Annotated in this window: 19 protein-coding genes; 1 reads left to right on the forward strand and 18 read right to left on the reverse strand. The window is 68.2% G+C overall.

All coding sequences use genetic code 11. The annotated features are described in order from the left end of the window. Entirely contained in the window at positions 1 to 729 is a 729-nt protein-coding gene (locus tag AC5P6E_RS10755) for a fimbrial biogenesis chaperone (protein WP_049411192.1), read from the reverse strand. 85 nt (positions 730 to 814) lie between these two features. Further along, the gene (locus AC5P6E_RS10760; protein WP_010482005.1) at positions 815 to 1,354 is read right to left on the reverse strand and encodes a fimbrial protein; all 540 of its coding nucleotides are present in this window, start codon (positions 1,352 to 1,354) and stop codon (positions 815 to 817) included. Between the two features lie 459 nt (positions 1,355 to 1,813). On the opposite strand from AC5P6E_RS10760, the gene AC5P6E_RS10765 reads away from it, so the two are divergent. Next, positions 1,814 to 2,179, forward strand: coding sequence for a hypothetical protein (locus AC5P6E_RS10765; RefSeq protein WP_010482007.1), 366 nt, complete (start codon positions 1,814 to 1,816; stop codon positions 2,177 to 2,179). Between the two features lie 25 nt (positions 2,180 to 2,204). Here AC5P6E_RS10765 and pncB read toward each other — a convergent pair whose 3' ends face one another. The 16 genes from pncB to AC5P6E_RS10845 form a co-directional block, all read right to left on the reverse strand. Continuing rightward, positions 2,205 to 3,383: a nicotinate phosphoribosyltransferase gene (gene pncB, locus AC5P6E_RS10770; RefSeq protein ID WP_019338032.1), complete on the reverse strand. Its 1,179-nt coding sequence runs from the start codon at positions 3,381 to 3,383 to the stop codon at positions 2,205 to 2,207. Between the two features lie 107 nt (positions 3,384 to 3,490). Next, positions 3,491 to 4,330, reverse strand: a complete 840-nt coding sequence (locus AC5P6E_RS10775) for a glycosyltransferase family 2 protein (protein ID WP_495230949.1) — start codon at positions 4,328 to 4,330, stop codon at positions 3,491 to 3,493. After that, complete coding sequence (locus AC5P6E_RS10780) at positions 4,327 to 5,181, reverse strand: glycosyltransferase family 2 protein (RefSeq protein ID WP_019338031.1); 855 nt, start codon at positions 5,179 to 5,181, stop codon at positions 4,327 to 4,329. Before AC5P6E_RS10780 ends, AC5P6E_RS10775 begins: the two co-directional genes overlap by 4 nt. A 587-nt stretch (positions 5,182 to 5,768) precedes the next feature. Further along, on the reverse strand, positions 5,769 to 7,970 hold the full coding sequence (gspD, locus tag AC5P6E_RS10785) for a type II secretion system secretin GspD (protein ID WP_019338030.1): 2,202 nt from the start codon (positions 7,968 to 7,970) through the stop codon (positions 5,769 to 5,771). A 9-nt stretch (positions 7,971 to 7,979) separates the two neighbouring features. Further along, entirely contained in the window at positions 7,980 to 8,774 is a 795-nt protein-coding gene (locus AC5P6E_RS10790) for a type II secretion system protein, XpsN-like (RefSeq protein ID WP_241877372.1), read from the reverse strand. Then, positions 8,764 to 9,477 carry a type II secretion system protein GspM gene (gene gspM / locus AC5P6E_RS10795; protein ID WP_010482015.1) on the reverse strand — a complete coding sequence of 238 codons (714 nt, stop codon included), beginning with the start codon at positions 9,475 to 9,477 and terminating at the stop codon, positions 8,764 to 8,766. Before gspM ends, AC5P6E_RS10790 begins: the two co-directional genes overlap by 11 nt. After that, entirely contained in the window at positions 9,452 to 10,597 is a 1,146-nt protein-coding gene (locus AC5P6E_RS10800; protein ID WP_019338027.1) for a PilN domain-containing protein, read from the reverse strand. Before AC5P6E_RS10800 ends, gspM begins: the two co-directional genes overlap by 26 nt. Then, positions 10,594 to 11,457, reverse strand: coding sequence for a type II secretion system minor pseudopilin (locus AC5P6E_RS10805; RefSeq protein WP_010482023.1), 864 nt, complete (start codon positions 11,455 to 11,457; stop codon positions 10,594 to 10,596). Before AC5P6E_RS10805 ends, AC5P6E_RS10800 begins: the two co-directional genes overlap by 4 nt. Then, the gene (locus AC5P6E_RS10810; protein WP_010482024.1) at positions 11,454 to 12,086 is read right to left on the reverse strand and encodes a type II secretion system protein J; all 633 of its coding nucleotides are present in this window, start codon (positions 12,084 to 12,086) and stop codon (positions 11,454 to 11,456) included. The genes AC5P6E_RS10805 and AC5P6E_RS10810 overlap by 4 nt, the downstream gene beginning before the upstream one ends. After that, a complete protein-coding gene (xpsI, locus tag AC5P6E_RS10815; protein WP_019338026.1) occupies positions 12,083 to 12,502 on the reverse strand; it encodes a type II secretion system protein XpsI in 420 nt (139 codons plus the stop codon). The genes AC5P6E_RS10810 and xpsI overlap by 4 nt, the downstream gene beginning before the upstream one ends. Next, positions 12,499 to 12,993: a type II secretion system protein XpsH gene (gene xpsH, locus AC5P6E_RS10820; RefSeq protein WP_019338025.1), complete on the reverse strand. Its 495-nt coding sequence runs from the start codon at positions 12,991 to 12,993 to the stop codon at positions 12,499 to 12,501. The genes xpsI and xpsH overlap by 4 nt, the downstream gene beginning before the upstream one ends. A gap of 6 nt (positions 12,994 to 12,999) precedes the next feature. Continuing rightward, positions 13,000 to 13,443, reverse strand: coding sequence for a type II secretion system major pseudopilin GspG (gene gspG, locus AC5P6E_RS10825; protein ID WP_010482031.1), 444 nt, complete (start codon positions 13,441 to 13,443; stop codon positions 13,000 to 13,002). Between the two features lie 49 nt (positions 13,444 to 13,492). Continuing rightward, entirely contained in the window at positions 13,493 to 14,713 is a 1,221-nt protein-coding gene (gene xpsF / locus AC5P6E_RS10830; protein ID WP_019338024.1) for a type II secretion system protein XpsF, read from the reverse strand. A 24-nt stretch (positions 14,714 to 14,737) separates the two neighbouring features. Beyond that, positions 14,738 to 16,462: a type II secretion system ATPase GspE gene (gene gspE, locus AC5P6E_RS10835; protein ID WP_019338023.1), complete on the reverse strand. Its 1,725-nt coding sequence runs from the start codon at positions 16,460 to 16,462 to the stop codon at positions 14,738 to 14,740. 136 nt (positions 16,463 to 16,598) lie between these two features. After that, positions 16,599 to 18,452, reverse strand: a complete 1,854-nt coding sequence (locus AC5P6E_RS10840; RefSeq protein WP_019338022.1) for a S8 family peptidase — start codon at positions 18,450 to 18,452, stop codon at positions 16,599 to 16,601. A 157-nt stretch (positions 18,453 to 18,609) separates the two neighbouring features. Further along, positions 18,610 to 25,791 (reverse strand): ESPR-type extended signal peptide-containing protein, encoded by a 7,182-nt coding sequence (locus AC5P6E_RS10845; protein ID WP_483698373.1) that lies wholly within the window; start codon positions 25,789 to 25,791, stop codon positions 18,610 to 18,612. Positions 25,792 to 25,916: the final 125 nt, after the last annotated feature.

Below are 25,916 nucleotides of genomic sequence, written 5' to 3' on the forward strand. Positions count from 1 at the left end.
TCAGCCCCCGGTGCTGCCGAGGCGGATGGTGTGTTCCACCCGGCCGCCGTAGTCGTTGATGGTGATGAAGCGGACCTGGTCAGTGCCCGCCGGTGCGGCGAACTCCAGGCTCTGCTTCGGCGCGACCATCGCGCCCTTGTCCTCGACGGCCTTTTCACTGCTGCCGGTCACGGCATGTACTTCGGCCAGAGTGACGTGGAAGGGGCTCGGGTTTTCCACCCGCAGGCGGTCGCCGGTGCGGGTCCAGCGCAGCGCTGCGGGCGCGTCGTTGGCGACGCCCTTCAGGCCCTGCGGCCGGTAGAAAAGCTTCAGGCGCGAACGGAACGCGACCTGCAGGTAATTCTGTTCGCCGCTGTCGGCGTTGTCCGGAGACGGCGGAACATCCAGCACGTTGAGCCAGAACACCGACTCACGGTCGGTCGGCAGCTGCGCGCCGGAGAAGATCAGGCGAAGCGCCTGGCTGCGGCCCGGTTCGACGCGCGCGATCGGCGGCGTCAGCACGAACGGGGCATCGCTGGTATCGGCGGTCTGGTTGGCGTCGCCGCTGTCGATCCAGGCCTGCACCAGCGCCGGCGAATCGCCCACGTTGTCGACCTGCACGGTGACTTCGCGCGCCTGCGCCGGATAGATCACTCGCGTGCCATTGACCACCACGCCGGCCAGAGCGTTCTGGCAGAAGGGCAGCGTGAACGCTGCCAGCAGCAGCGCCCGGGGAAAGATTGCTTTCATCGGAAGTACTACGCTCGAGGTATGTGGCCTGGGGCCGCGATGCACTGGCCGGCGCGTACGCCGGCCAGTGCGGGTACGACTACGATCAGTTGTAGATGATCGTGTACTTGACGCTGCTGGTGACGTCGCCCGGGGTGGCGGCGGCAGTGGCGTAGTACTCAGCGTAGTAGTTCAGGTTGGCGGTGCCGTCGCCGGCCACGGTCACCCACTGCGAGTTGTCCTGGGCCAGGCCGGTGCCAGCCGCCTTGATCGGTAGGAACGTGTTGTTCGAGCCCAGCAGCTGCAGCTGCACGTTGGTGGCAGCGTTGGCCGAAGCCTGGTTGACCAGGCGGCCGCTGTTGAAGTCAACGGTGGAACCCGGCTCGAAGTAGGTGGCGACGTTGCCGGCGCTGCACTTGCTCAGGTTGATGGCGAACGGGGTACGGCCCGCAACGGCACCGGCGGTGGCCAGGGTGTTCTTGGACACGGTCGGCAGGTTGACGGCGAAGTCCTTGCCGCCCGGGGTCGAGATGGTGCAGGTCTTGTCGGTCACCTTGCCGTTGAAGGTGATGGTGCCGTCGGCGGCGTTGGCGGCCAGCGGAGCGGCGGCCAGCATCAGAGCGGCGATGATATTGATCTTGTGCATTCGCTTTTACCTAACCCTACTGAAGAGATGAGAAGTAGAGGAGGAAGCAAGGAGCACTGCCGGGCTATCAAGACCCATCCTTGCGTCTCACCTGTGGCCGGACTCGGACATACCTTCCCCTGAATCCGTGACGCAAGTATAGGCACAACTGTGATGAAAGTCTCATTATTTTTCTGAACGCCAATTCATTGACGCTTTAAATGTGACGTGATAGGCAAAATTGAGATTCAGGGAGCGCGGGGAACGTGACGGTGGCCGGATCAGGTCACAAACGACCCTGCATGACGCTCCTGGTGACGCGTTCGGCATGCGCGGAAACAGGCTTTTTTCAAGTGGAAATCGCCTTATTTGATGCGCATCACTCTTTCTTGGTGATGGCCCTAGCAGATTCGGATTTGTCCTATTAAAGACGGATCGAACCTGTCGCTAACTAGGACACACCGAACCAGAGAACGTGTCATGAGGAACTCCATTCTGCTGTGCGTGGCCCTGATGTCCGTCAGCGCACTGGCCCAGGCCAGCAGCGGCAGCATCCGTTTCAGCGGCCGCATCGCCGAGCCGGGCTGCACGACGGCCCTGTCCCAGGGTGAGCTGAGCCTGGCCGCCTGCCCGCCGTCGGCCAAGGGCTCGACGGTTGCCGTGACGGCCCTTGCCGATGGCCAGGCCGCCACGCTGCGCGACGGCAAGCGCCAGGGCCAGAAGCTGTCGGTGTCGGCCAGCGCGATGCGCGCCGGCGATATCGCCTTCTCCGAGCGTTACAGCGTGCAGGCTTCGAAGCAGCAGCCGCTGCAGGGAGCCTACCTGGTGGTGGTCGACTACCTGTAAGCCGGCGTGCTGCAAGCCGACGCGTTTACGCCGGCGGCAGCTCGAAGACCTGGCGCAGATAGGCCAGGTAGCCCGGGTCGTCGCACATGCTCTTGCCCGGCGAATCGCTGAGCTTGGCCACCGGCTGGCCGTTGCAGCGGACCATCTTGATGACGATGTTGAGCGGCTTTGGCCCCAGATCATTGGTCAGGTGGGTGCCGACGCCGAAGGCGACCTGGCAGCGACCACGGAAGTAGTCGTACAGGCGCATCACCTTGGCGATGTCGAGCCCATCGCTGAACACCAGCACCTTGCTGCGTGCATCCACCCGGCGCTGCTGGAAGTGCGCCAGCATGCGGTCGCCCCAGTCGAACGGATCGCCCGAATCGTGGCGGACACCGTCGAACAGCTTGCAGAAGTACATATCGAAGTCGCGCAGGAACGCATCCAGGCCGACCACGTCGGACAGCGCGATGCCCAGATCGCCGCGGTACTCGCGTGCCCACGATTCCAGTGCCGCCACCTGCGAATCGCGCAGGCGCGGGCCCAGCGCCTGGAAGGCCTGCAGATACTCATGGGCCATGGTGCCGTGCGGGGTCATGCCGTACAGGCGGGCGAAGTGCACGTTGCTGGTGCCGACCAGCTGCGGGCCGAGCGCGTCGCGCAGCAGCGGCAGCAGACGGGCGTGCCAGTCACGCGAGTAGCGGCGGCGGCTGCCGTAGTCGGCAATGCGGCACTGCTCGAAACCAGGGGTATCGCGTAGCAGCGCAGCCTTGGCCTGCAGGCGGCGCTCACCCTCGGCGAAGTCGGCGGTGGTGGTGTTGCGGAACCAGACTTCGTTGATGATCGCCAGCAGCGGCACTTCGAACAGGATGGTGTGCAGCCACGGGCCGGTGATGTCCAGTTCGATCTCACCGGGCACGGTCTTCGACGCGCGTAGCTGGATGTACTTGCGGTCGAGGTGGAACAGGCCGAGGAAATCGGCGAAATCCGGCTTCACGAAGCGCAGGCCACGCATGTAGTCCAGCTCCGCGTCGCTGAAGCGCAGGCTGCACAGGTGGTCGATCTCTTCGTCGATCTGGTCGATGTAGTGGGCCAGGTCGACGCCGGGCGTGCGGCACTTGAACCGGTACTGCACCTGGGCACCGGGGTGCTGGTGGAGCACCGCCTGCATCATGGTGAACTTGTACAGATCGGTGTCGAGCAGGGACTGGATGATAGGCATGGGGCGGATTATGCGCCCGGCGGAGTGAACCGTGGGCGCGCCCGCCTTCCGTAGAGCCGGGCCCACGCCCGGCCGGATTGTTGCCTGAGCCGAGCGTGGGCTCGGCTCTACAACGACCTGCGCAGCAGGCGCGGCACCAGCATCAGGGCGTGCGCCCAGATCGCGCCCCACACCGCCACCCGTACCGGCAGCGAACGCTGCCTGGCCTCGAACTTCTGGAAATAGCGCCACAGGCCCTTGTGCTTGTGCCATTCAACGAAGAACGGCCGCGAGCGGCTGGAGACGCCACGAACGTGGGTGACCTGCAGGTCATTGGCGATCGCCACCACCGCCCCGGCTTCGCGCGCGCGCCGGCACAGGTCCAGGTCTTCGGCGTGCAGACGATAGCCCGCGTCCCAGCCTCCGATGCAGTCGAACAATGCACGCGGCATCATCAGCAGCGCGCCAGACAACGCCGGCACCCGCTGCAGCACCTGCTGCGGGTCACGCGGCACCGCCAGCTTCGAGCCCTTGCCTGGCGAGCGCAGCATCATCAGGAAGTCCGGATCGCGGCGGCGCACGGCCTCGTCGGCATGGCCCTGCTCGTCGACCTGTTCGACGCCGAGCAGGCAGTCGCCCAACGCTTCGGCACGGGCGCGCAGTGCGGCCAGTGTTTCCGGTTCAACCATCAGGTCCGGGTTGATGAAGGCCAGCCATGGGCTGTGCGAATCGGCCACGCCCTGGTTGTTGGCGGCGGCAAAGCCGGGATTGTCCGGATTGCCGACGAAACGCACGCGCTTGTCGTGGCTGGCATGGCGCTGCACGATATCCAGCGTGCCATCCATCGAGCCATTGTCGATCACCCGGATCTCGGCCACGTCCTGCGCCTGGCGCAGGCGCGAGAGGCAGGCATCGATGGTGCTGCCACTCTGGTAGGTGACGACGATGGCGGCAATGGCAACATTCAAGCAGGAGGCTCCGGCGCGGAAGACGGGACGAACAGGTCCCCCTGTTCCTTCGGCATTATCGCCTGCCGCATGCGCTGCTGCAGGTCGGCACGCAGCCCGTGCAGTGGATCATGCATCAGGAAGTCAGCCAGCCGAGGCACCCAGCCCGGCCAGCGCGCGGCCAGGGCCTCGAGATCGCCATCACGGCTGACCGCCTCCCCTGCCCGGCTGACGAAGGCGGTCTCGCACAACACGTTGCGCCATCCCAGGCCGGCCATGCGCAGGCTCAGGTCCACCAGCGCCGCGTTCCAGCCGGCATAGCTGTCCACGTCCAGGCCGCCGGCACGCCGGCGCGCGTTGCCCCGCACCAGCACCGCGTGGGTGACCGCCGACGGCAGCTCCGGGTGCAGCGCTGGCAGGCCGGCACAGGTCTGCGCCAGCAGCGCGGCATCGTCGGGTTCCGGATTGATCTCGCCCAGCCGGGGCCACGCAGCGGTTTCGCCGGCATTGCACCATGGGGTTGCGGTCGCGATGGCGGCATCGCGGGCGAAGGCGTCCTGCAGCTGCTGCAGCCAGCCCGGTGCGGGCACGCTGTCCGGTGCCAGCACCGCCACGTCCATGCCATCGCAGGCGCGCAGCATCTCGTCCAGGTGGGCGACTTCACCCAGTGGCCGTGCACGCCGGGTGTACTCGGCCTGCAGTGGCGTGTGCGCCAACCAGTGTTCCACCACCGCCTGCGCACGTGGCCCGGTCTGTGCATCGTCGGCCAGCCAGACCGCGGTGCCCGGCGCGGTGCCCGCATCCAGTGCGGCCAGGCAGCGGTCGAGCGCGGCATCGTCCACGCACAGCGGCAACAACACGATCGCCCCCATCCCGCCTCCGTGGTTGTCGGTAGCCACAGCCTAGCACTGGGAGGGTATCGGCCGGGTTGCACCCGGCACCCGCCTCAGGCCAGGGCAACAGCAACAGCCGAAGCAAAAGCTGGGTTCCTGGGGGTTGGCGGGGTGGGTCCGGTTGCGGGGGACGCTGCAAGTACGTCCATGTAAGCTCGGTCGCCGCATCCATGCGGCTCACGCCCCCGCAACCGGACCCACCCCGCCTTCGACAGATTTCCGCGACCTGCCTGCTCTTCTGTAGAGCCGAGCCATGCTCGGCTCAGATCTCACAGATATCGAAATATTCGATTTCGATGGAGAGTCATCCACGCATGGCGTGGATCGTGTCGACCAAGGTCGACACCTACCAACAGCAGCAGGAAACTGTCGAAGGCGGGGCACTGTGGGTTTGCGGGGTGTGAGCCGCATGGATGCGGCGACCAAGCCCCCATGGACGGGTTTACGGCGTCCCCGCAAACCCACAGTGCCCCGCCATCCCTCAGTAGACCCGCTGTCGCTGTCGCTGTTGCTCCGGCTCCAGCTCTGGCCTCTGCGGGTGCCGGGCGCAGCCCGGCCGTAACCCCTTACTTCTTTGCGCGCGGCTGGTTCAGCGGTTCCATCGCGCGGAAGCGCTGGCTGTACTCGTCGGTCAGATTGCGTGCTTCTTGGCTGTTGCGCACGATGCTCGGGGTCAGCAGCACGATCACTTCGGAACGGCGGCTGGTGCGGCTCTTCTGCCCGAACAGCGCGCCCACCACCGGAATCCGGCTCAGGCCGGGAATGCCGCTGCTGCCATCAGTGGCCGAATCGGTGATCAGGCCGGCCAGCATGATGGTGTCGCCGCTCTGCACCGCTGCTTCGGTCGAGAGCTTCTTGGTGGAAATTCTCGGGTTGCAGTTACGCTCGGTCGGATTGCAGTTGTCAGGTACGTTCGAGGCGCTGCTCACTTCCTGCACGATGTCGAGGAACACCGTGCCATCGCGGGTCACGCGCGGGCGCACCTTCAGGATCACGCCGGTGTCGATGTACTGCACCGAACTGTAGGTGCCGGTGCCCAGGCCGGTGTTCACCGTGGTGGTGTTGATCGGCACCTTGTCGCCCACGTTGAGCGTGGCCTCGGCGTTGTTGCGCACGAACACCGAAGGGGTCTGCAGCAGGCGTACATCGGTGACCTTGTCCAGCGCGCTCACCACCGCCGCACCATTGTGGCCGGTGAACGCCCAGCCCAGGCCTTCGCCACCGGTCGCGGCACCGGCGAAGCTGCTCCAGGAGCCACCCGCTGCTGCCGGCAGGGTCACGCCGCCCAGGGCTCCCGTCAGTGCACGCCCGGCCACGGCATTGTCGAAGAACCAGTTCACGCCGTACTTCAGGTCACCGTCCAGCGAGACTTCGGCCACCTGCGCTTCGATGTGCACCTGCAGCGGCATCACGTCCAGCTTCTCGATCACCTCGCGGATCGAGCGCCAGGCCTGCGGGGTCGAGCGCACCAGCAGGGTATTGGTTTCCTCCACCGCCGACACGCCCACGCGATCGCCCTCCACTTCCAGGCTGACGCTGACGTTGCCGGACTGGCGCTGCGGCAGGTTCATGCTGCCGTTGCCGGCACCACTGGAACCGCTGCCCGGGGTCGAGCCGAAACTGCTGTTGTTGTTGCTGTCCATGCCACGGTCGCCGTCGCTGCCCAGCTGCGACGGCATCGCACCCGGGGCCAGCGAGGCCGGGCTGGAACCGCCACGGTTGCCGCTGCTGGCGAAGGCTTCACTGAGCCGTTCGGCCAGGTCACGCGCCTTGATGTAGCGCAGCTCGTAGGAGAACAGGCGGGCACTGCCACCGGCCGTATCAATGCGGTCCAGCCACTGCTGGATCTGGTCCAGGTAGCGCACCTGCGGGGTGATCACCAGCACCGCGTTGGCGTTTTCCAGGGGCAGGAAGCGGAACATGCCGGCGCTGGGCGTCTTGCTCTCCTCGCCGAACACTTTCTCCAGGTCGGCAGCCACCTGTTCGGCCTTGCCCGACTGGATCGGGAACACGCCCACCGACATGCCCGACAGCCAGTCGACGTCGAAGATCTCGACGGTGCGCATGTAGTTTTCCAGTTCGGCGCGGGTACCACCCAGGGTGATCACGTTGCGGCCGCTGTCGACGTTGACGATGGCATTGGGCCGCGCATACGGCTCCAGTACCTTCTTCATTTCGGTGGCGGAGATGAACTGCAGCGGGATGACCCGTACCTCGAAGCCTCGCGCACTGGCAGCGGGCGCCGTGCTCGGCGCGACCGTACCGGCCAGCGCCTGGTCGGCGGCGACGATGTTGTAGCGGCCACCGCTGTAGACCATGCGTGCGTTGTTCCAGCCCAGCACCATCTCCAGCAGGTTCAACGCCTGCGCCGGCGACACCGGCTTGGGCGTGGCCAGGGTGACCGTGCCCTGCACCCCCGGTGCGATCACGTAGTTCTGGCCCAGCATGTCACCGAGGATGGCCTTGACCACCGCATGCACCGATTCGCCTTCGAAATTGAAGGTTGCTTCACCGGTGCTGGCGCCATGCAGTGCCGGTGCCGGTGCGCGTGCTGCTTCGCGGTTGATCATGGTGCCGGTGCCACGGCGGATCACTGCCTGCGGAGCGCCCTGGGCGTCACGGGCAGCATCCGCGGCGACGTTGGCCGCCTGGCCGGCCTCGGCAGTGGGCGACAGATTGCCCTTGCGCTGCACGTGCGGCGCGGACACGGTGCTGCAGCCGACCAGCAGCGCGAGGGCAAAGGACCAGGGAAGGAAACGCAGGTTCATGCATTCACTCTATCGGTTGGTGCCATCGCCCGGGGGCGGCGACGGTTGTTGCTGCTGTTGTTGTTGCTGCAGCTGGCGGCGACGGGCCTGGATGCGTTCGCGGATGGCCTGCATCTGCGCTTCGCTGGGGCCGTTGTTGGTGGCAGGCGGTGTGGCGGCCGCCGCAGCCGAGGGCGCGGGCGTACTGGCAGCAGGCGACGGCGATGGAGTTGCCGCAGCCGGCGGCGGTGTCGGCGGAGCACCTGCCGGGGGCGGCACAACGATCGCACCTGCCGGCGGCACACCGTTGGCGCCGCGCAGCACGGTCGGCGGCTCACCGCCCTGGCCGTTGAAGACCGCCAGTTCCAGCACCTGGTTGCCACCGGGGCCGATCACGGTGGCCTGGCGCGGCTGCAGTGCCACCAGCTGCCAGCCGTCGACGGCTTCACCGTTGAGGCGCAGGCGCAACGAACGGTTCTGTTCGGTGGTGAAGGTGGCCATGCCGAAGTCGCCGGTCAGCAGCACGCCGGTCAGGCGCAGCGCGGCGCTGGCGGCAGGCTCGCTGCCACCGAGCAGGTAGGGCTTCGGCCTGCGGTCCTCGGCGAACAGCGGTCGCTCGCCGATGGCACTGTAGCTGTCGGCGCTGGCCATGCGTTCTGCGGCCAACGGCGGCAGCACCGGCAACGAAGGCACTGCATCGGCATCGCCATCCGCACCTGGCAGCTGGCTGCCCAGGCCGAAGCCGGTGGCCAGCCAGACCGCTGCCGCCCAGCCGGCCAGTGCCAGCAGGAAACCGGTGCGCAGGCTGATCTGCTCAAGCTTCATCGGCCACCTCCTGCCCCTCTTCCGGCACAGCCGGTGAGGGTGCCGGTGCAGCCGAAGGCGGTTGCGGCGCCGCGCCCGGCTCGGCTGCAGGTGCCGGCGCAGCGCCATCGGCAGCGGCGCCGGGCAGCAGGTAGCCGGCCAGTTCGAACGACACGTCCAGGCCCAGCCCGGATTCATTCGGCGACTGCTGAAAGCGCTGCGCGATCAGGTTGAGGTTGTCGACGAACAGGCGCGGGCTGCCGGTTTCCAGGCTGTGCAGCACCGTGGCCAGTTCGGCCACACCGCAACGCAGGCGCACCTGCATGGCAACGCGCACGAACTCGGCGTCACGACGGTTGTCGGTCAGTGGCGTGCGGTTGCTGATGGTGCAGCTGCGGTTGCCCGGGCTGGCCATCGCCACCGCATCCTGCAGCTTCGCGCCGAGCGCAGCGGCTGCCGCTTCGGCGGTGGCTTCACGCAGGAAGCCCGGCCGCTGCTGCAGTGCCTCGCGGGTGGCGCGCAGGCGTTGTTCGATCTGCGGCTGCTGCTGCAGCTGCGCCTGCACGCGCTGTTCGCGCTCGCGCAGGGCGGCCACGTCGGCATCGATTTCGCGCAGCGGCTGGGTGAACCAGGGGTGCACCAGCAGCAGGTAGGCCAGGCCCAGCACTGCCAGCAGCAGCGCCAGTGCCAGCCAGCGGTCACGGCGTGCGCTTGGCATCGGCATCGGCCGCCTCCCGGGTCGGGGCCGCAGCCGGCAACGGCTGCAGTTCGGCGGTCATGGTGAAGCGGTCACGGCCACTGGCGGCGCCATCGGCCTGCAGTACGCCGGTCAGATTGACCTTGCGCCACTGCGGCGCATCCTGCAGCAGCTGCACCAGCTGCGAGGCCTCGCGGCTCAGGCCGATCAGCTGCAGGTTGTTGTTCTCGATGGCCAGCTTTTCCAGGTAGGTGCCCTCCGGCAGGCGCCGGGTCAGTTCATTCCAGATTTCCACCGTTCCGGCGCGCTGGCTGCGCTGCTTTTCCAGGAATGCGGCACCATCGATCAGTGCCTGCAGCTGCGCGCGTTCGCTGGCGACACCACGCGCACTGCGCGCACTGCGTTCAACCTGCGCACGCAGCTCATCGGCGGCGGCACGGCGGTTGTCGAGCAGCTGCAGGGCCGCCAGCACCAGCATCACCAGCGCGGCCACGGCCAGCAGCACATTCCAGCGCCGCGTCGGATCCACCCGCAGCTGGCGCTGCCCCGGCGGCAACAGATTCACCTGCAGGGGGTCACCGTGGGCGTCGATGGCATCGACACCGGCCAGCGCATCGGCCCACTCGCCCACGCTGGCGCGCCACGCTTCAAGCTGGCGCAATGGCCAGGCAACCAGTTCGACCTGCAGCTGGCCTTCGGCCGCGCTCCCGAGTTCACGCACGTCATAGCTGACCTGGCTGGATTCGAACGGCGTCTGGCGGTCGATCTCGAAACCGACCACGGCGCGCAGGCGGTCGGCCGCAGCCGCAGGCAGGCGCAGATGACGACGCAGTACTTCGCTGGCCGGCAGCAGCCACGCCCGCGGCAGGCTGCGCAGTCGCGGTTCCAGCACGCGGTCCAGTTCGGCCGGCGACAGCGGCCACGGCACGCTGGCCACCGCTTCGCGGCGCTCACCGGCCTCTCGCCAGACCTGCAGCTGGTCACCCTGGCGCTGCAGCAGCAGGCGCGCCTGTGCCCAGCCCAGTGCCCACTGCCAACGCGCCGGCACCCAGGCCAGCAGCGATTGCCGCCACCAGCGCAGGAAACGGCCGGCGCCAGGGCCGATCCGGCCCTGCACCTGCCGCACACTGTCCTGCCATGCCGTCATCTTGCTGTCATTCCCTGCTCCCAGCGAAGCACTGTGTAGGACCGCCCGGGAACCCCGCCCGAGCCATTGCGTACCACTGCCTGCAACACCGACCGGCGTCCACTGCCATCGGTTGCACGAGACTCGATACTATAGGTGCCGCTGCTGCTGGCAAGCGTTGTCGCACCGCCAGCGGTATCTGCGTCACGCTCCTGCTGCGCGCGCTGCGCCAGCACGGTATCCGCATCCAGGCCCAGTGCGGTCAGCACCGGCGCGCTGGCGAACTGGGGATCCGGGCGCGCCTGGCGGCTGTACAGGGTCAGGTGCGGCAGCATGGCCTTGTACAGCGGACCGCGCATCCCCAGTACCCGCTGCAGTTCGCCGAGCGTCTCGAAACGCTTGTTGCGCGGGCCATACGGCAACCCGGCCGCCGCATAGTCCGGCGCTTCGGCGCCACCACCCGGCTGCAGCAGGCTGTCTTCATCACGCCAGTCGACAATGGCGCCGGCCATCTGCCGGGCCGCCCCTTCGTCTTCGCCGAGCGCCTTGAGGAACGCGGTCAGCAGGGTCACGTCGGCCAGGTTCAGGTTGATCTTGCCGTTCTCGTCCAGCACCTTGATCTCGATGCTGGCGTCATCGAACTGCCAGCGGTAGGTGCGGCCATCGGCACGCCAGGGCGCCCGCAGCGGATCGGCGGACAGCCGCAGCAGCGCGTACTCCAGGCCGGCGCGCGCCCGTTCCTGGCCGCGTGCGTCGTCATCCAGCACCCGCTGCTGCAGATGCTCGACCCGTGCGCTCAGCGCGAACGCACCGACCAGCGCGGTCATCAATGCGATCAACCACAGCACCAGGACCAGTGCCGCACCGTGTTGCCGGTTCATCGCGCGCCTCCGCTGCCGCCAGCGCGCGGTGCCACCACCAGCGTGGGCCAGGGCGCCCCCTTGGCGGGCACGATCTGGATCTCCACCAGCATCGGCAGGCGACGGGTATCGTCCCAGCGCGGCATCCAGTCGCTCATCTGGCCGGTACTGGCATCGATGCCGCGATAGCGCAGCTGCACCGACTTCAGGTTCTCCACCAGCACTTCCGGTGGGCGCGGCGGATTTTCGGCGATGCGCTCGCCTTCCTGCAGCAGCACCAGGTCCAGCAGCAGGCGCTGCTGGCCATCGCGGCCGTCCACCTGCAGCGCGTGCAGGTAGGCTCCGCCACGGCCGAGGTAACCCGGGAGATCAGCGGCGAACATCATGCGCTGTTCTTCGCCCTGGAAGAAGATCGGTTCGCGGGTGGGATCGGGGACTTCCAGCGGCGTGCGCAGCGCACCGGCCAGCTGCCGCCGCAACAGGGCCTGCACCGCGCGCATGCGCTCACTCTCGGCCGCAATCTGCTCGCCACGCTGGCTGACCGCCATCGCCGAGCGCACGCTGGCGAACGCCAGCGCCAGGCCACCGGCCAACAGCACCGTGGCCAGCATCACTTCAACCAGCGTGAAACCTGCAGCACGGCGCGTCATCGCGCACGCTCCAGATCCGGCGGCAGCAGGCGCAGGCTGCGCCAGCGCAGCTGCTCGCGTTCGCTGTCACCCCAACGCACCTGCAGCTGCAGTTCGGCCAGCCAGGGGGCACCGGCCGACGGTGACTGCACGACGCTGCCTGCACGTGGCTCCACCCACGGCTGCACCTGCAGTTCCCAGTGGTAGCGTCCCTGTTCCCAGTCGCCCTGCTGGCTGCCCACCTGCAGCGGCGTGGCGACGCCGGTTTCGGCCAGCAACGACTGCGCATGCAGTATCGCGCGCGTGCGCAGTTCGGCCTCACGCACCTGCCTGGCCCCCCCGGACAGGCTGCCCAGCAGCAGGGTCAGCGCCAGCCCGAGCAGGGCAAAGGCGATGATCACTTCCAGCAGGGTGAAACCGCGGGCGCGCCGCTTCATTGCGCCCGCCAGGGGCCGGAGCGGACCTCACCGGTCAGCCAGCCCACGTCGATGCGCCATTCGGCATCATCACGCTGCAGCCGGATGCGACCGCCGCTGGAGCCGCCGTCGGGATGGAACTCGATCACGCCCTGCCCTGGCGCGGTGGCCAGCTGCGCGGCGCCTTCGAACTGCACCTGCAGCTGTGCCGGCACGTCGCCGTGGCGCTGGTTGGCGCCTTCCCAGCGCCGCTTGGCCGGCTCGATGACAAAGCGCTGCGGTTCGCCCCGGGCGATCGCCTGCGCGCGCACCACGCGCAGCTGGTTGGCGATGTCCTTGCCGGCGCTGCGCAGCTGCATGCCGGCGAAACCGCGCGACAGGCCGGCAGCGGTGATCAGGCCGATCGCGGCGATCAGCGCGATCACCAGCAGCATTTCCAGCAGCGAAAGGCCCGCTGCGCGCCTGCCGTGCAGGCGCGGGCGTAGCAACCGGCGCGGCAGGAAATGCGACATGCCCGGTTACGGCTGGTAGCGGATGTCAGCGTCGACGCTGCTGCCGCCGGCCTTGCCGTCCTTGCCCAGGCTGATCAGCTCATACGGCTGGCCTTCGCCCGGCGTGCGGTATTCCAGCGCATGGCCCCACGGATCGTTCAGATCGGCCGGCTTGGCATACGGGCCCAACCAGCCACCGACGCCAGCCGGTGCAGTCACCAGATCGTTGAGCGAGCCGGGCAGCTTGCCGGTATCGATCTGGTAGTTGTCGACCTTGGATGCGACGGTCTGCACCTGTGCCTTGGCGATGTTGGCCTTGCCGCGGTCGGCGCCACCCAGCACGCGGCTGGCGACCAGGGTCAGCACTGCGCCGATCAGCACGATGACGATGATGATCTCCAGCAGGCTCATGCCCGACTGGTTGCGCGCGGCGGTGAAGGAAAGGCGGATCGGTCGACGGGAAGCAATCATGGTCGGTCCTTTCAGTTGCGGAGTGTCGGGGTTGCGTAGGGATCCATCGTCAACCGATGGCATTGGTCAGGTCGTACAGCGGCACCAGCACGGCGACGATCACCGCGCCGACCACCGAGGCCAGTACGAGGGTGATCGCCGGCACCATCGCCGCCAGCAGGCGGTCGATGCGCCGGGCGCTGTCCTGTTCGAAGGTATCGGCCGCTTTCAGCAGCATGGTATCGAGTGCACCGGATTCCTCGCCGACCTGGATCATCTGCAGCGCCAGGCGCGGGAAACGCTTGCCGCGCGACAGTGCCAGCGACAGGCCGGTACCATTCTTCACTTCATCCGCGGCAGCTTCCACATCGGCGGCCAGCGCGCGGTTGCCCAGTACGTTGCGGGCGATGCCCAGGGCACCCAGCAGCGGCACCCCATTGCGCAGCAGGGTGCCCAGCGTGCGGGCCAGCCGCGCGGTTTCCAGTTCACCCAGCAGGCGGCCGATGCTGCGACGCTGCAGCAGCCAGCCATCCAGCGCCAGCCGGAAGGCGGGTTGCCGTGCCTTGCGTTCGAAGAACAGCGCCAGCACCGCCGGCACCACCAGCAGCAACACCCACCAGTCACGCACGAACAGGCCCAGCTGCAATACCGCGTTGGTGAACCACGGCAGCGCAACATCCAGGCTCTCGTACATCTGCGCGAACTGCGGCACCACGTAGCCGAGCAGGAACAGCAGCGCACCGCCCACCACCACCAGCAGGATGGCCGGGTACACCAGCGCGTTGATCACCTTGCCCTGCAGGGACCGGCTGCGTTCGAGGTAGTCGGCCAGGCGCTGCAGGGTTTCGTGCAGGCTGCCGCCGGCCTCACCGGCACGCACCATGTTCACGTACAGGCGCGAGAACAACCCATGCTGGCGCTCCAGTGCGGTCGACAGCGGCGCACCACCGCGCACCACATCGCGGATGTCGGTGATCGCGCGGCGCGAGCGTTCGTCTTCCGGCAGGCCGAGCAGGATCGACAGCGCGCGATCCAGCGGCTGGCCTGCACCGAGCAGTGTCGCCAGCTGCTGGGTGAACTGCAGCAATGCCGCACCCTGCAGCGGCCGTTGGCGGAACAGGTTGCGCCAATTGCTGCCACCGATCGCACCGCCATCGGCCAGCTGGGTCTCCATCGGCAGATGACCCTGGTCCTGCAGGCGCGCGACCAGTTCGGCCTCGCTGGCCGCTTCCATCTGCCCGTCGAAGATCTCGCCGTGCGGATTCAGTGCCTTGTAACGGTAGGTCGGCATGTCAGCCCCGGCGTCCTGCGCGCATCAGCTTTCCTCGGTGACACGCAGGACTTCCTCGATGGTCGTCTGGCCACTGAGGGCCTTGGACAGGCCATCTTCGTACATCGTGCGCATGCCCGCTTCGCGGGCGATGCGTTCGATCTCGCCCATGCCATCGCGGCGCATCACCGCGCGCCGCAGCGCATCGTTCATCACCAGGAATTCCATGATGGTGGTGCGGCCGAGATAACCGGTCGGCGCCAGCGCGGAGGGCTTCGGGCGATACAGGTGGATCGGCCCTTCCGGCTGCAGGCGGCGCAGCTCGAATCGTTCGATTTCCTCCGGCGAGGCCTCATAGCGCTCGGCGTGGGTCGGTTCCAGCTGGCGCACCAGGCGCTGGGCGAGGATGCCGTTGATGGTGGACGTGAGCAGGTAGTCTTCCACGCCCATGTCGAGCAGGCGGGTGATGCCACCCGCTGCGTTGTTGGTATGCAGGGTGGACAGCACCAGGTGGCCGGTCAACGCCGACTGGATCGCAATGCGCGCGGTTTCCAGGTCGCGCATTTCGCCGATCATGATGATGTCCGGATCCTGGCGCACGATGCTGCGCAGGGCGTTGGCGAAGTCCAGGCCGATCTGCGGCTTGGCCTGGATCTGGTTGATGCCCTCGATCTGGTATTCCACCGGGTCTTCGACCGTGATGATCTTGACGTCGGCGGTATTGAGCTGGCTCAGCGCGGTATACAGCGTGGTGGTCTTGCCCGAGCCGGTGGGGCCGGTCACCAGCAGGATGCCATGCGGCTGCTCCAGCACCTTGCGGAACTGCGGCAGGAACGCATCGGTGAAGCCGAGGCGGTGGAAATCGAACACCACCGTTTCGCGGTCCAGCAATCGCATCACCACGCTTTCGCCGTGCGCGGTCGGGACCGTGCTCACGCGCAGGTCCAGCTCCTTGCCCTGCACGCGCAGCATGATGCGGCCATCCTGCGGCAGGCGGCGCTCTGCGATGTTGAGCCGGGCCATGATCTTGATGCGGCTGATCACCGCCGCGGTGAGGTTGGCCGGCGGGCTTTCGCCCTCCACCAGTACACCGTCGACGCGGTAGCGCACCTTCAGCCGGCTCTCGAATGGTTCGACATGGATGTCCGAAGCGCGCAGCTCCACTGCACGCTGGATCACCAGGTTGACCAGGCGGATCACCGGCGCTTCCGAGGCGAGGTCGCGCAGGTGCTCGATGTCATCGACCGCACCGCCCTCGCCATCGGCGGTTTCGACGATCGCGCCCATCGCGCTGCGGCCCTGGCCGAACCAGCGCTCGACCAGGTCATCGATCTCCGCACGCATGCCCAGCACCGGCGTCACCGGCACGCCCAGTGCCAGCTGCACCGCCTGCTGCGGGTAGGGATCATGGGCGTCGGCCAGCCACAGCCGTACGCCCTGTTCATCCAGGGCCAGCGGGCAGACGTGGAACTGTTTGAGGAAGCGCAGTGACAACGGCAGGCCTTCCGCCAGCCCTTGTGGCGGTGCTTCCGGCAGCTGCTTGCCTTCCAGCAGTGGCAGGCCCAGCACTTCGGCGCTGGCCTGTGCCTGGTCACGCTCGGACACCAGCCCCAGCCGCACCAGCAGGCCCAGCAGGCTGCCGCCGGCCTCTGCGTGCAGCGGCCGCGCACGTGCCAGATCGCCTTCCTTCAGCCGGCCGCGCGCCAGCAGCGCATCCAGGATGCGGCCTTCAGCGTTGTCGGCAGCGGCGGTAGCAGCAAGCGCGTTCACATGACTCTCCTGTCAATCGGCTCGACTTTAACAGTTAAGCCATGATTTCCGCCGCCCCTCCACCACCTTTCGTAAAAAGACGAAGCCCGTCACACGGGATGACGGGCTTCGGCCATTCAATTACGACAGTTCCAGCTTACTGCGTGGCAAGGATGCTCACGCCGTTGTAGGCCGCTTCGCCGACTACCTTGATGTAGTAGGTACCGGCCACCGGCTTGTTCACCCGCACCGTCTCGGACGTGCCCGGACGGGTCGACTTGGCGTCGTTGTCGCTGGCGCTCGGTTCACGCCCCTGCGCGATGTAGACCGAGACATTGCCGGTGCCACCGTAGGTGATCACGCTGAGCTGCTTGCCGGCGACGGCTTCGAAGCTGTACAGGCGGCTGCTGGCGGCGGCACCGTTCAGGCCACCGACGGCGGCCTTGTTGGTCAGCGGCGTGGCCACCGGCCCGCAGTTCTCGGTGCACGGTTCTTCCAGTGCCTTGGCCAGCGCGGCCTTGGCATCGAGAATACCGGTACCGATCGGGGTCGCCGCCGGAATGGTGACCGGGAACGGACGTGCGGTTTCCTTCAACAGGGTACGCATCGCGGCCGGGGTCAACGGATCCTTGCCCTTGGCGATCAGCGCGCTCTGCACCAGCGCGGCAACGGCGGCCACATGCGGCGAGGCCATCGAGGTACCGCCCATGCCCATGTAGCCCGGCGTGCCCGATTCCGGCGTGGTGGCCGCATTGGAGCCGGTCTGCCAGATGTAGCCGCCCGGGTTGCCGTCCACACTGCCACCGCCACCCGGACCGGACAGGTCCACGCGGGTGCCGTAGTTGGAGTAGTAGGTGATGCCACCGGTGATGCGGGTGGCACCCACGGTCACCACGCCTTCGCAGCTGGCCGGCTGGTACTTGGACGCGTTGTCGGCTTCATTGCCGGCCGCCACCACCACGGTGGTACCGCGCGAGATCGCGCCGTTGATCGCGTCCTGGTAGGTGCTGGCGCAGGCGCCACCGCCACCCAGGCTCATGTTGATGATCTCGGCCGGATTGGTGTTGGCCGGAATGCCGGCCACCGTGCCACCCGATGCCCAGACCACCGCATCGGCGATGTCGGACAGGTAGCCACCGCACTTACCGAGCACGCGCACCGGCAGTACCTTGGCCTTGTAGGCGACACCGGCCATGCCGACGCCGTTGTTGGTCTGCTCGGCCACGGTGCCGGCGACGTGGGTGCCGTGCCAGGAACTGTCCTCGGCCAGCGAACCGTCATAGCACTCGTTGTCATTCTCGACCCAATCACCGTAGTCCTGCGCACCCGGCACGCGATCGTTGGTCGGGCGCCGCGAGGTCTCCGCGTCGCTGATGAAGTCATAACCCTCCAGCAGGTTGCCGACCAGGTCCGGATGCTGCGGCAGGATGCCGGTATCGATCACCGCCACCACGATGCCCTCGCCCTGCGAGACATCCCATGCCGCCGGTGCGTTGATGCCGCCGACCGCATTGTGCAGATGCCACTGGTTCTGCTGGTAGAAGGGATCGTTCGGCACCAGCGCCGGCTGTACGTTGCCGGCACGCAGTTCGGTGCGGCGCAGCTTCACGTCGGCTTCGGCGTACTGCACCGACGGGTCGGCCTTCAGCTCTTTCAGTACGCGCTGCAGTTCGGCCGGGGCCAGGCGGCCCTGCACACGGATGAGGTCCGCCCCGGTAGACAGCTTGCGGACCACCTGCGGGCCGAGCGTGCTGGCGCGGGATGTGCCGCCGGAGAGGCTGGCACGGGTCAGTGCGGACTGCACGGTGGACAGCTTCGCCGAGCGGTCAGTGGCGGCAGCAGCACCGGCCCGGTACTTGACGATGATGCGCTCGGTTCCCGGCTGGGCGGTGCTGGCCTGGCGCACCGGTTCACGGGTCGGCAGTCCAGCGGCGTGGACGGCACCGACAGCCGTCATCGACAGCACGGCGGCGGCAAGCACATTGATGCGAAGGTTCTGCTTCTTGATCACGTCGAATTCCTCTTCTGGGTCATGGATCGAACCAACACTGCGGCCATCATTCCTTGACGACTCCCGGCCGGCCCAGCCGGGATTGCCGTGACCTCCCCCCAGGCCCTCATTGCAGGTGCTGCGCCGGCGTGGGTGGCCGCCGGCGCGATGGAGTGGCTTACCAGCCGAAGCCGGCACCGACGCCAACCGAGCTGTCGTCGCTGCTGAAGGCACCACCGAAGGTCACCGTGGCGCGATCGCTGATCGCACGCTGGTAGCCCAGCGACAACGCCGACTCGCCGCCCTGGAAGCCAATGCCGACGCCGACCCGGTTCTGGGTGCGGATACCGGCGGCACTGGTGGCCATGTTGAGCATCGCCGCGCTCATCGCCCCCTGGCGGTCGATGCGGCGATCCATGTGGCGCAGGCGTCCGTCGATTTCGCCCTTGAACACATCGAAGCTGTCGGCGACGGCCTGGACGCGGCTGTCGGTGTAGCTGTTGGCCGTGGCCATGCCACGGTCGAGCTGGCCCTTGTTGACCGCATCGGTGGCCGTGGTACCGGCCGCCACGTTGGTGACCTGGCGCTCGTTGCCTTCACTGCCCACCGAGACCGTGTTGGCACGATCGGCAACCGAGCCCTGGCCCAGTGCCACCGCGTTCGCCGCGGTGGCATTGGCGCCCTGGCCGATGGCGGTGGACGAAGCACCGCTGGCGACCGCGCCCTCGCCCATGGCGACGGCATTGAAGCCCGTCGCGGGAGTGCCGACCGGAATCCCGGCACCGGCGGCGGCAGCGGTCGGCGTGCCCTGCACGCGCGCGGTGCTGGCCGGTGCCGCGTCGGCCGTTGCAGGTGCATCGGCGGCGCTGGCCAGCGGGCTGTCATCCAGCGGGGTACTCATTGCGCGCAGGCTGGCAGTCCCGGCACGCGTGCCACCGGCGGTGCGGCGGTCGATCTCGCTGACCTTGCGGTCCAGCGCGCCGAGCGCATCGCCGACATTGCTGTAGGTGGCGCCCTGGATCACATAGTTCGGCGCCACGAACACACCCTGCATGCCAACGCTGGCACCACCGCCGAGGAAGCTGGCGGCATCACTGAGCGACTGGAACAGCTGGCCGCCGTTGATCGCCTGGCGACTGCCCGCAGCGATGCTGCCGGCACCGACGTTGTCGATGGTGGTGCCCTGGAAACCGGACAGTGTCAGGCGGTCACGGCTGGCGTCGTCATAGCTGACCGCGCTGGCCGCCGTGGTTTCCACGGTGGCGATGCGCGAATCGAAATCACCGACGCGGGTTTCCACCGCGCCCACCCGCTGGTTGGTGACGTTGAGCTGCGAACCGGTGATGGCATCGCTGCTGCCGGCGGCGATGCGGCCATCGGCCACATTGACGATGCGGCGCGTGGCCGGACCATCGGTGCCATTGCCACCGCCGACCGACACCACGTTGGCATCGAGTGCACGCGAACCGGCACCCAGCGCCACCGAGTTCGCGCCCGATGCGCCGGCGCTGGTGCCCAGTGCCAGGGCACCGTTGCCGATGGCCATCGCATTGGCACCCAGGGCATTGCTGCGTGCGCCGCTGGCAGTGGCTGCCGAACCGATCGCGGCGGCATCGCTGCCGTTGGCACTGGCGGTACCTGCGCCGGTGGCCTTGACGTAGCGGGCCGTGCCGTCGGCGGTCGCCGCGACCGCATCGAGCTGGCCACGATTGACCGCATCGGTGCGCTCGGTACCGGCAGCGACACGGGTGATCTGACGATCACTGCTCGCGCTGCCGACCGACACAGTGTTGGCACGGTCGGCGACCGAGCCCGCGCCCAGCGCCACGCTGCCTGCGGCACTGGCGGTGGCACTCACACCTACCGCCGTGGCATTGGCGCCGGTTGCCTTGCTGCCGTAGCCGGCCGCGGTACCCAGGCGACCGCTGGCCTCGGCATAGCTGCCCAGCGCAGACGCACCATCGGCCGAGGCATTGGCGCGGAAACCACTGGCCTGCGACTGGGTGCCGCTGGCCGTGGCCTGCGCACCGCTGGCGGTACTGTAGGCACCCTTGGCCTGGGCACCGGCGCCGGTAGCACTGGCGCCGAGTTCGCTGGCGCTGGCGCCACTGCCCACGGCTACGCTGTCGACACCTCCGGCCTGCGCCGCGTTGCCGAGCGCCGCCGCATTGTTGCCGGTGGCCAGCGCATCGAAGCCCACGGCAGTGGCATTGGCGGCCATGGCATTGGCGCCGCTGCCCAGCGCGGTGGCGCCGTTGCCGATGGCATTGGCCGCATTGCCGGCTGCCAGTGCGTTGTCGCCGTCGACCAGTGCACCGGCTTCGCCATCGGCATTGCCGCTGGCCTGGAACTGCCGGCTGGTCTTGTCGGCGACGCTGGCGACCGCATCCAGTTGGCCCTTGTTCACCGCATCGGTGGCTTCAGTGCCCGCCGCGACGTGGGTCACCTGGCGCTCACCGCCGGCCTTGCCGACGGCTACGGTGTTGTCACGGTCAGCCTTGGAGCCAGCACCGAGCGCGACGCTGTTGCTGCCATTGGCGGTGGCGTTGGCCCCCAGCGCGGTGGCGCTGCTGCCTGCCGCCCACGAGTTCCAGCCAATCGCGGTCGCGTAGTCTTCGGTGGCCCATGCACCGGCGCCGAACGCCGCCGCACCGGTCCCACTGGCACGCGACGGGATCAGGCCGAAGAAGGTGCTGCCGCCGATGGCCACGCTCTCCTCGCCACTGGCCTCGCTGGACTGACCTACGGCAACGGCACCGGTACCGGCCGCCGCGGCACCGAAGCCGACTGCAGTGGTGTTGGCAGCGCTGGCCGCCGAGCCATAGCCCAGGGCGGTGCCGAGGCGGCCGCTGGCTTCGGCGTAGCCACCCACTGCGGTGGTGCCATCAGCCGAAGCCGCGCTGCGGAAACCGCTGGCGAGCGCCTGCCCGCCGCTGGCATTGGCTTCTGTACCTGTGGCCGTGCTGTAGGCGCCGCTGGCCTGTGCACGCGCCCCCACCGCGCTTGCACCAACCTCGCTGGCGCCGGCACCGCTGCCCAGGGCCAGGCTGTCCTCGCCGGTGGCCTGTGCCGTGCTGCCCAGGGCAGCCGCGTTGCTGCCGGTGGCCAGCGCATCGATGCCCACGGCGGTGGCGTTGGCGGCCAGCGCATTGGCACCGCTGCCGAGCGCGGTGGCACCGTTGCCGATCGCGTTGGCCGCATCACCGGCCGCCAGCGCGTTGTCACCCTCCACCAACGCGCCGGTTTCACCGTCGGCGTTGCCACTGGCCTGGAACTGCCGGCGGGTCTTTTCCGCTGCCGCGGCGACGGCGTCGAGCTGGTTCTTGTTGACCGCATCATTGCCCTGCGTGCCATCGGCCACATTGGTGATCTGGCGGGTGTTGCCACCGCCGCCCACCGACACGGTGTTGTCGCGATCGGCGATCGAATCGGCACCCAGCGCCACGCTGTTGGCGCCGCGCGATTCGGCGGCATTGCCCAGCGCGGTGCTGTTGATGCCGCCCGACCAGGCACCACCACCCACCGCGGTGGAGTAGTTGCCCGAGGCCTCGGTGGCCAGCACGCCGAACAACGAACCACCCACGGCGACGCTGTTGGTGCCGGTCGCCAGGCTGCCCTGGCCGGTGGCGGTGCTGTAGGCGCCGGAGGCTTCCGAATCGCCACCCACCGCCACACTGTTGGAACCGGAGGCATTGGCGAAGTTGCCGAACGCGGTGGCATTGAAGGCCGAGGCCTGTGCATAGCCACCGATGGCAGTGCTGTAACCGCCGCTGGCTTCGGCACCGATACCGAAGGCCGCCGACGCCGTACCACTGGCCACGCTCTCGCTGCCGACAGCGGTGGCCGCGTCGCCGCTGGCATTGCTGAAGTAGCCCACGGCCACGGCTTCTTCGCCGGACGCTTCGGACAGCACGCCATTGGCAGTGCTACCGGCGCCGCTGGCGATGCTGGCCGCACCGAACGCCGCGCTCTGCTCGCCGCTGGCTTCGCTTTCCGCACCATGCGCAGTTGCGTACTCGCCCGTGGCCTGTGCGTTGGCACCGACCGCGCTGGCGTTGGCCGCAGTTGCCAATGCGTTGAAACCCAGCGCCTGTGCGTTGCTGCCCAGCGCGTTGGCGCCGCTGCCCAGTGCGGTGGCGCCATTGCCGATGGCGTTGGCGGCATCACCGGCCGCCAGTGCGTTGTCACCCTCCACCAGTGCACCGGCTACGTCGTCGCCGTTGCCGCTGGCCTGGAAGAAGCGGCTGGTGGTGGTGGCGGTGGTCGCAACCGCATCCAGCTGTGCCTTGTTCACTGCGTCGGTGGCCTGGGTACCCGCGGCGACGTTGGTGACCTGGCGTTCGTTGCCGCTGCTACCCACAGATACCGTACGTGCACGACTGGCAACCGAACCGGCACCGAGCGCGACAGCGTTGCTGGCGCTGGCGTTGCTGCCGGCGCCAAGCGCGATCGCGCTTTCACCACCGGCCACTGTATTGGTGCCGATGGCGATGCTGTTGATGCTGTTGCCCAGCGCCTGGAAGCCCAGTGCCACGCTGTTGTCGCCATAGCCGAAGGCACCGCGGCCGACCGCCGTGGAACTGGCGCCGTTGGCCCAGCTGTTGTAACCGATGGACGTGGCGCCGCTGCCACTGGCCCACGCCGCATTACCGAACGCCGCGGCGTTGGTGGCGGTGGCCCACGCCCCCGAACCGAATGCTGCTGCACCACTGGCAGTGGCCCAGCTGTAGCCGCCTACTGCGGTGCTGTCATCGCTGCTGGCGAAGGCGCTGTCGCCGACCGCGACCGCATAGCTGCCGGTGGCGCGCGACTTGCCGCCGGCGGCGAAGCTGTTGTCACCACTGGCCTTGGCCGCGTTGCCGAAGGCGCTGCTGGCAGCCCCGGTGGCCTGCGCGCCACTGCCCACCGCAGTGGCATCGGCGACGGCAGTGGTGCCCACCTGCTGTGCCGTGCCATCGGCACCGATGATCGGCTGGTTGAACTCGTCGTGGGCCTGGCCGAGGCCACCGATGGCGACACCGCCATTGCCGGTGGCTGCGCTGTTGCGGCCCACGGCCACGCTGTCATCGCCGATGGCCGACGCAGCCGCGCCATGGGCTACTGCGCCGGCGCCGATCGCATTGCTCGACGAACCGGCGGCGACGGCGCCCTCGCCCTCGGCCAGCGCGCCGGCATCGCTGTCGGCTTCCGGCTGTGCCTGGAAGAAGCGCGCGGTGCTGTCGGCGGTGCTGGCCACGGCATCGAGCTGCGCCTTGTTCACGGCATCGGTGGCTTCGCTGCCCGCAGCAACGCTGGTGATCTGCCGCTCGTTGCCTGCACTGCCAACGGCCACGCTGTTGGCACGCACTGCTTCGGAGTTCGCGCCAAGCGCGACGCTGTTGGTGCCGCGTGCGGTGGCGTAGTAACCCACTGCAGTGCTCTGCGCACCGCTGGCCCAGGTCTGCGCGCCCAGCGCACTGGCGTTCTCACCCGGTGCATAGGCGAAGTAGCCAACAGCGGTGGCTTCAGCACCGGAGGCTTCGCTCAGGCTGCCGTTGGCCACCGCACGATCGCCACTGGCGATGGCGCCGGCACCGACGGCGGTCGCGGCTTCGCCGCTGGCCTGGGTCTGCACGAAGAAGCCCAGGCCGGGAATCAGGTCGGCCGGGCCACCGATGGCGACGCTGCTGGTGCCGGTCGCATTGCTCTGGGTACCCAGTGCGGTGGAATAGTCGCCGATGGCATTGGCCACCGCACCGAACGCGGATGCCTGCGCGCCGGCCGCATAGGCACCCACACCGTAGGACGACGCCGCAAATCCGCTGGCTTCGGCACTGGCGCCCACCGCGGTGCCACCGACGCCTGCGCTGGTCGCGCCGGTTTCCACCGGTACGCCGCCACTGGTGATCAGCGGGTTGCCGTCGGCATCCACCGCAGCACCACCCACGGCAACGCTGCCTGGACCGTTGGCCTGCGCGTTGTTGCCGAACGCGGCACTGTTCTGGCCCGAGGCCAGTGCGTTGTTGCCCACGGCGGTCGCGTTCTGCGCGACGGCCGCTGCCCCTGCACCGACGGCCGTGGTGCCGTTGCCGAGGGCATTGGCGGCCTCGCCGGCCGCCAGTGCATCGTCACCTTCGGCCAGTGCACCGGCATCGCTGTTGCTGCTGCCGGTGGCCTGGAAGCGCTTGGCGGTGGCATCGGCCACGGCGGCCACGTCCTTCAGCTGGCCGACATTGACTGCATCGTTGTCTTCGGTGCCTGCGGCAACGCTGGTGATCTGCCGGGTCAGGCCGTATTCGGCGGCACCGACTGACACGGTATCGACGCGGTCGGCCAGCGAACCCGCGCCCAGCGCCACGCTGCCGGTGGCAACCGCAGCGGAATTCGAACCCAGCGCGGTGCTGTATTCACCGACAGCAGTGCTGAACGCACCGACTGCGATCGATGCTTCGTTGGCGGCGGTGGCGCCGCGGCCCAATGCGGTGCTGCCCGGGCCCATCGCCACGGCACCGCCGCCGACAGCGGTCGCGCCATCGGCGGTGGCTTCGGACAAGGCACCCAGTGCGGTGGCCGCGCCATTCTCGCTTGCGGCATAGGCACTGGCGCCGACGGCGGTGTCACCAAGACCGAACGCGGCAGCACTCTGCCCGACCACCACGCTGGCGTCACCGATCGCCAATGCGCCCTGGCCGAACGCGCTTGCGCCCAGGCCCGCGGCAATGGCCTGGGTACCGATGGCGGTGGTGGCGTTGGCCAGCGACTGTGCACCCGCACCCGCCGCAACCGCGCCCTGTCCGTCGATCTTCGCCGCGTCGCTGTCATCACCTGCGCCGTCGGCCTTGAAATAGCGGTTTCCATCTGCGGCGACATCGGCCAGCGCGGCCTGCGTGGCGCGCGCCTGCGCATCCAGCTGTGACTTGTTTACCGCATCGGTGGCCTGGGTGCCTGCGGCAACATTGGTGATCTGGCGTTCCTTGCCGGTATCACCCACGGACACCGTGTTGGCCCGCGTGGCCTTGGAGCCGGCGCCCAGCGCTACGCTGTTGGCGGCAGTGGCGCTGCTGTTGCTGCCGATCGCCACCGCGTTGCTGCCCTTGGCACTGGCCGAGCCCTCGATCAGGCACTTTTCGAGCAGCTTGCCGCTGAATGCCACGCAGGTGGCGCTGCCGCCGATCTGCACCGACTGTGCTGCGGCGGTGCCGCTCATGCCCAACCCCAATACCAGGCCCAGTGCCACCGCCAGCAGTGCGGGCGTGGCCTGCGTCGCATCGCGGCGCTGGTCGACGACCCCGCCACTGCTGCTGTCGGAGGAAGCCAGTTCCGAGGCCACCACCAACTGACCCAATGCTTTGTTCCAGACCTTGCGATAAATCCGATTCATCGGTACGGCTCCTGATTGGACTGGTTTTGGGCAAAGCAACGCCACCGCTGGGCTTTCCGGCCCAACGTCCCCTGGGGGCGTTTATTCGCGTGATTTACTGCGGGGTATTGCCGAACGGCGCGCAG

Source organism: Stenotrophomonas sp. YJH_SMC_16, from assembly GCF_059367875.1.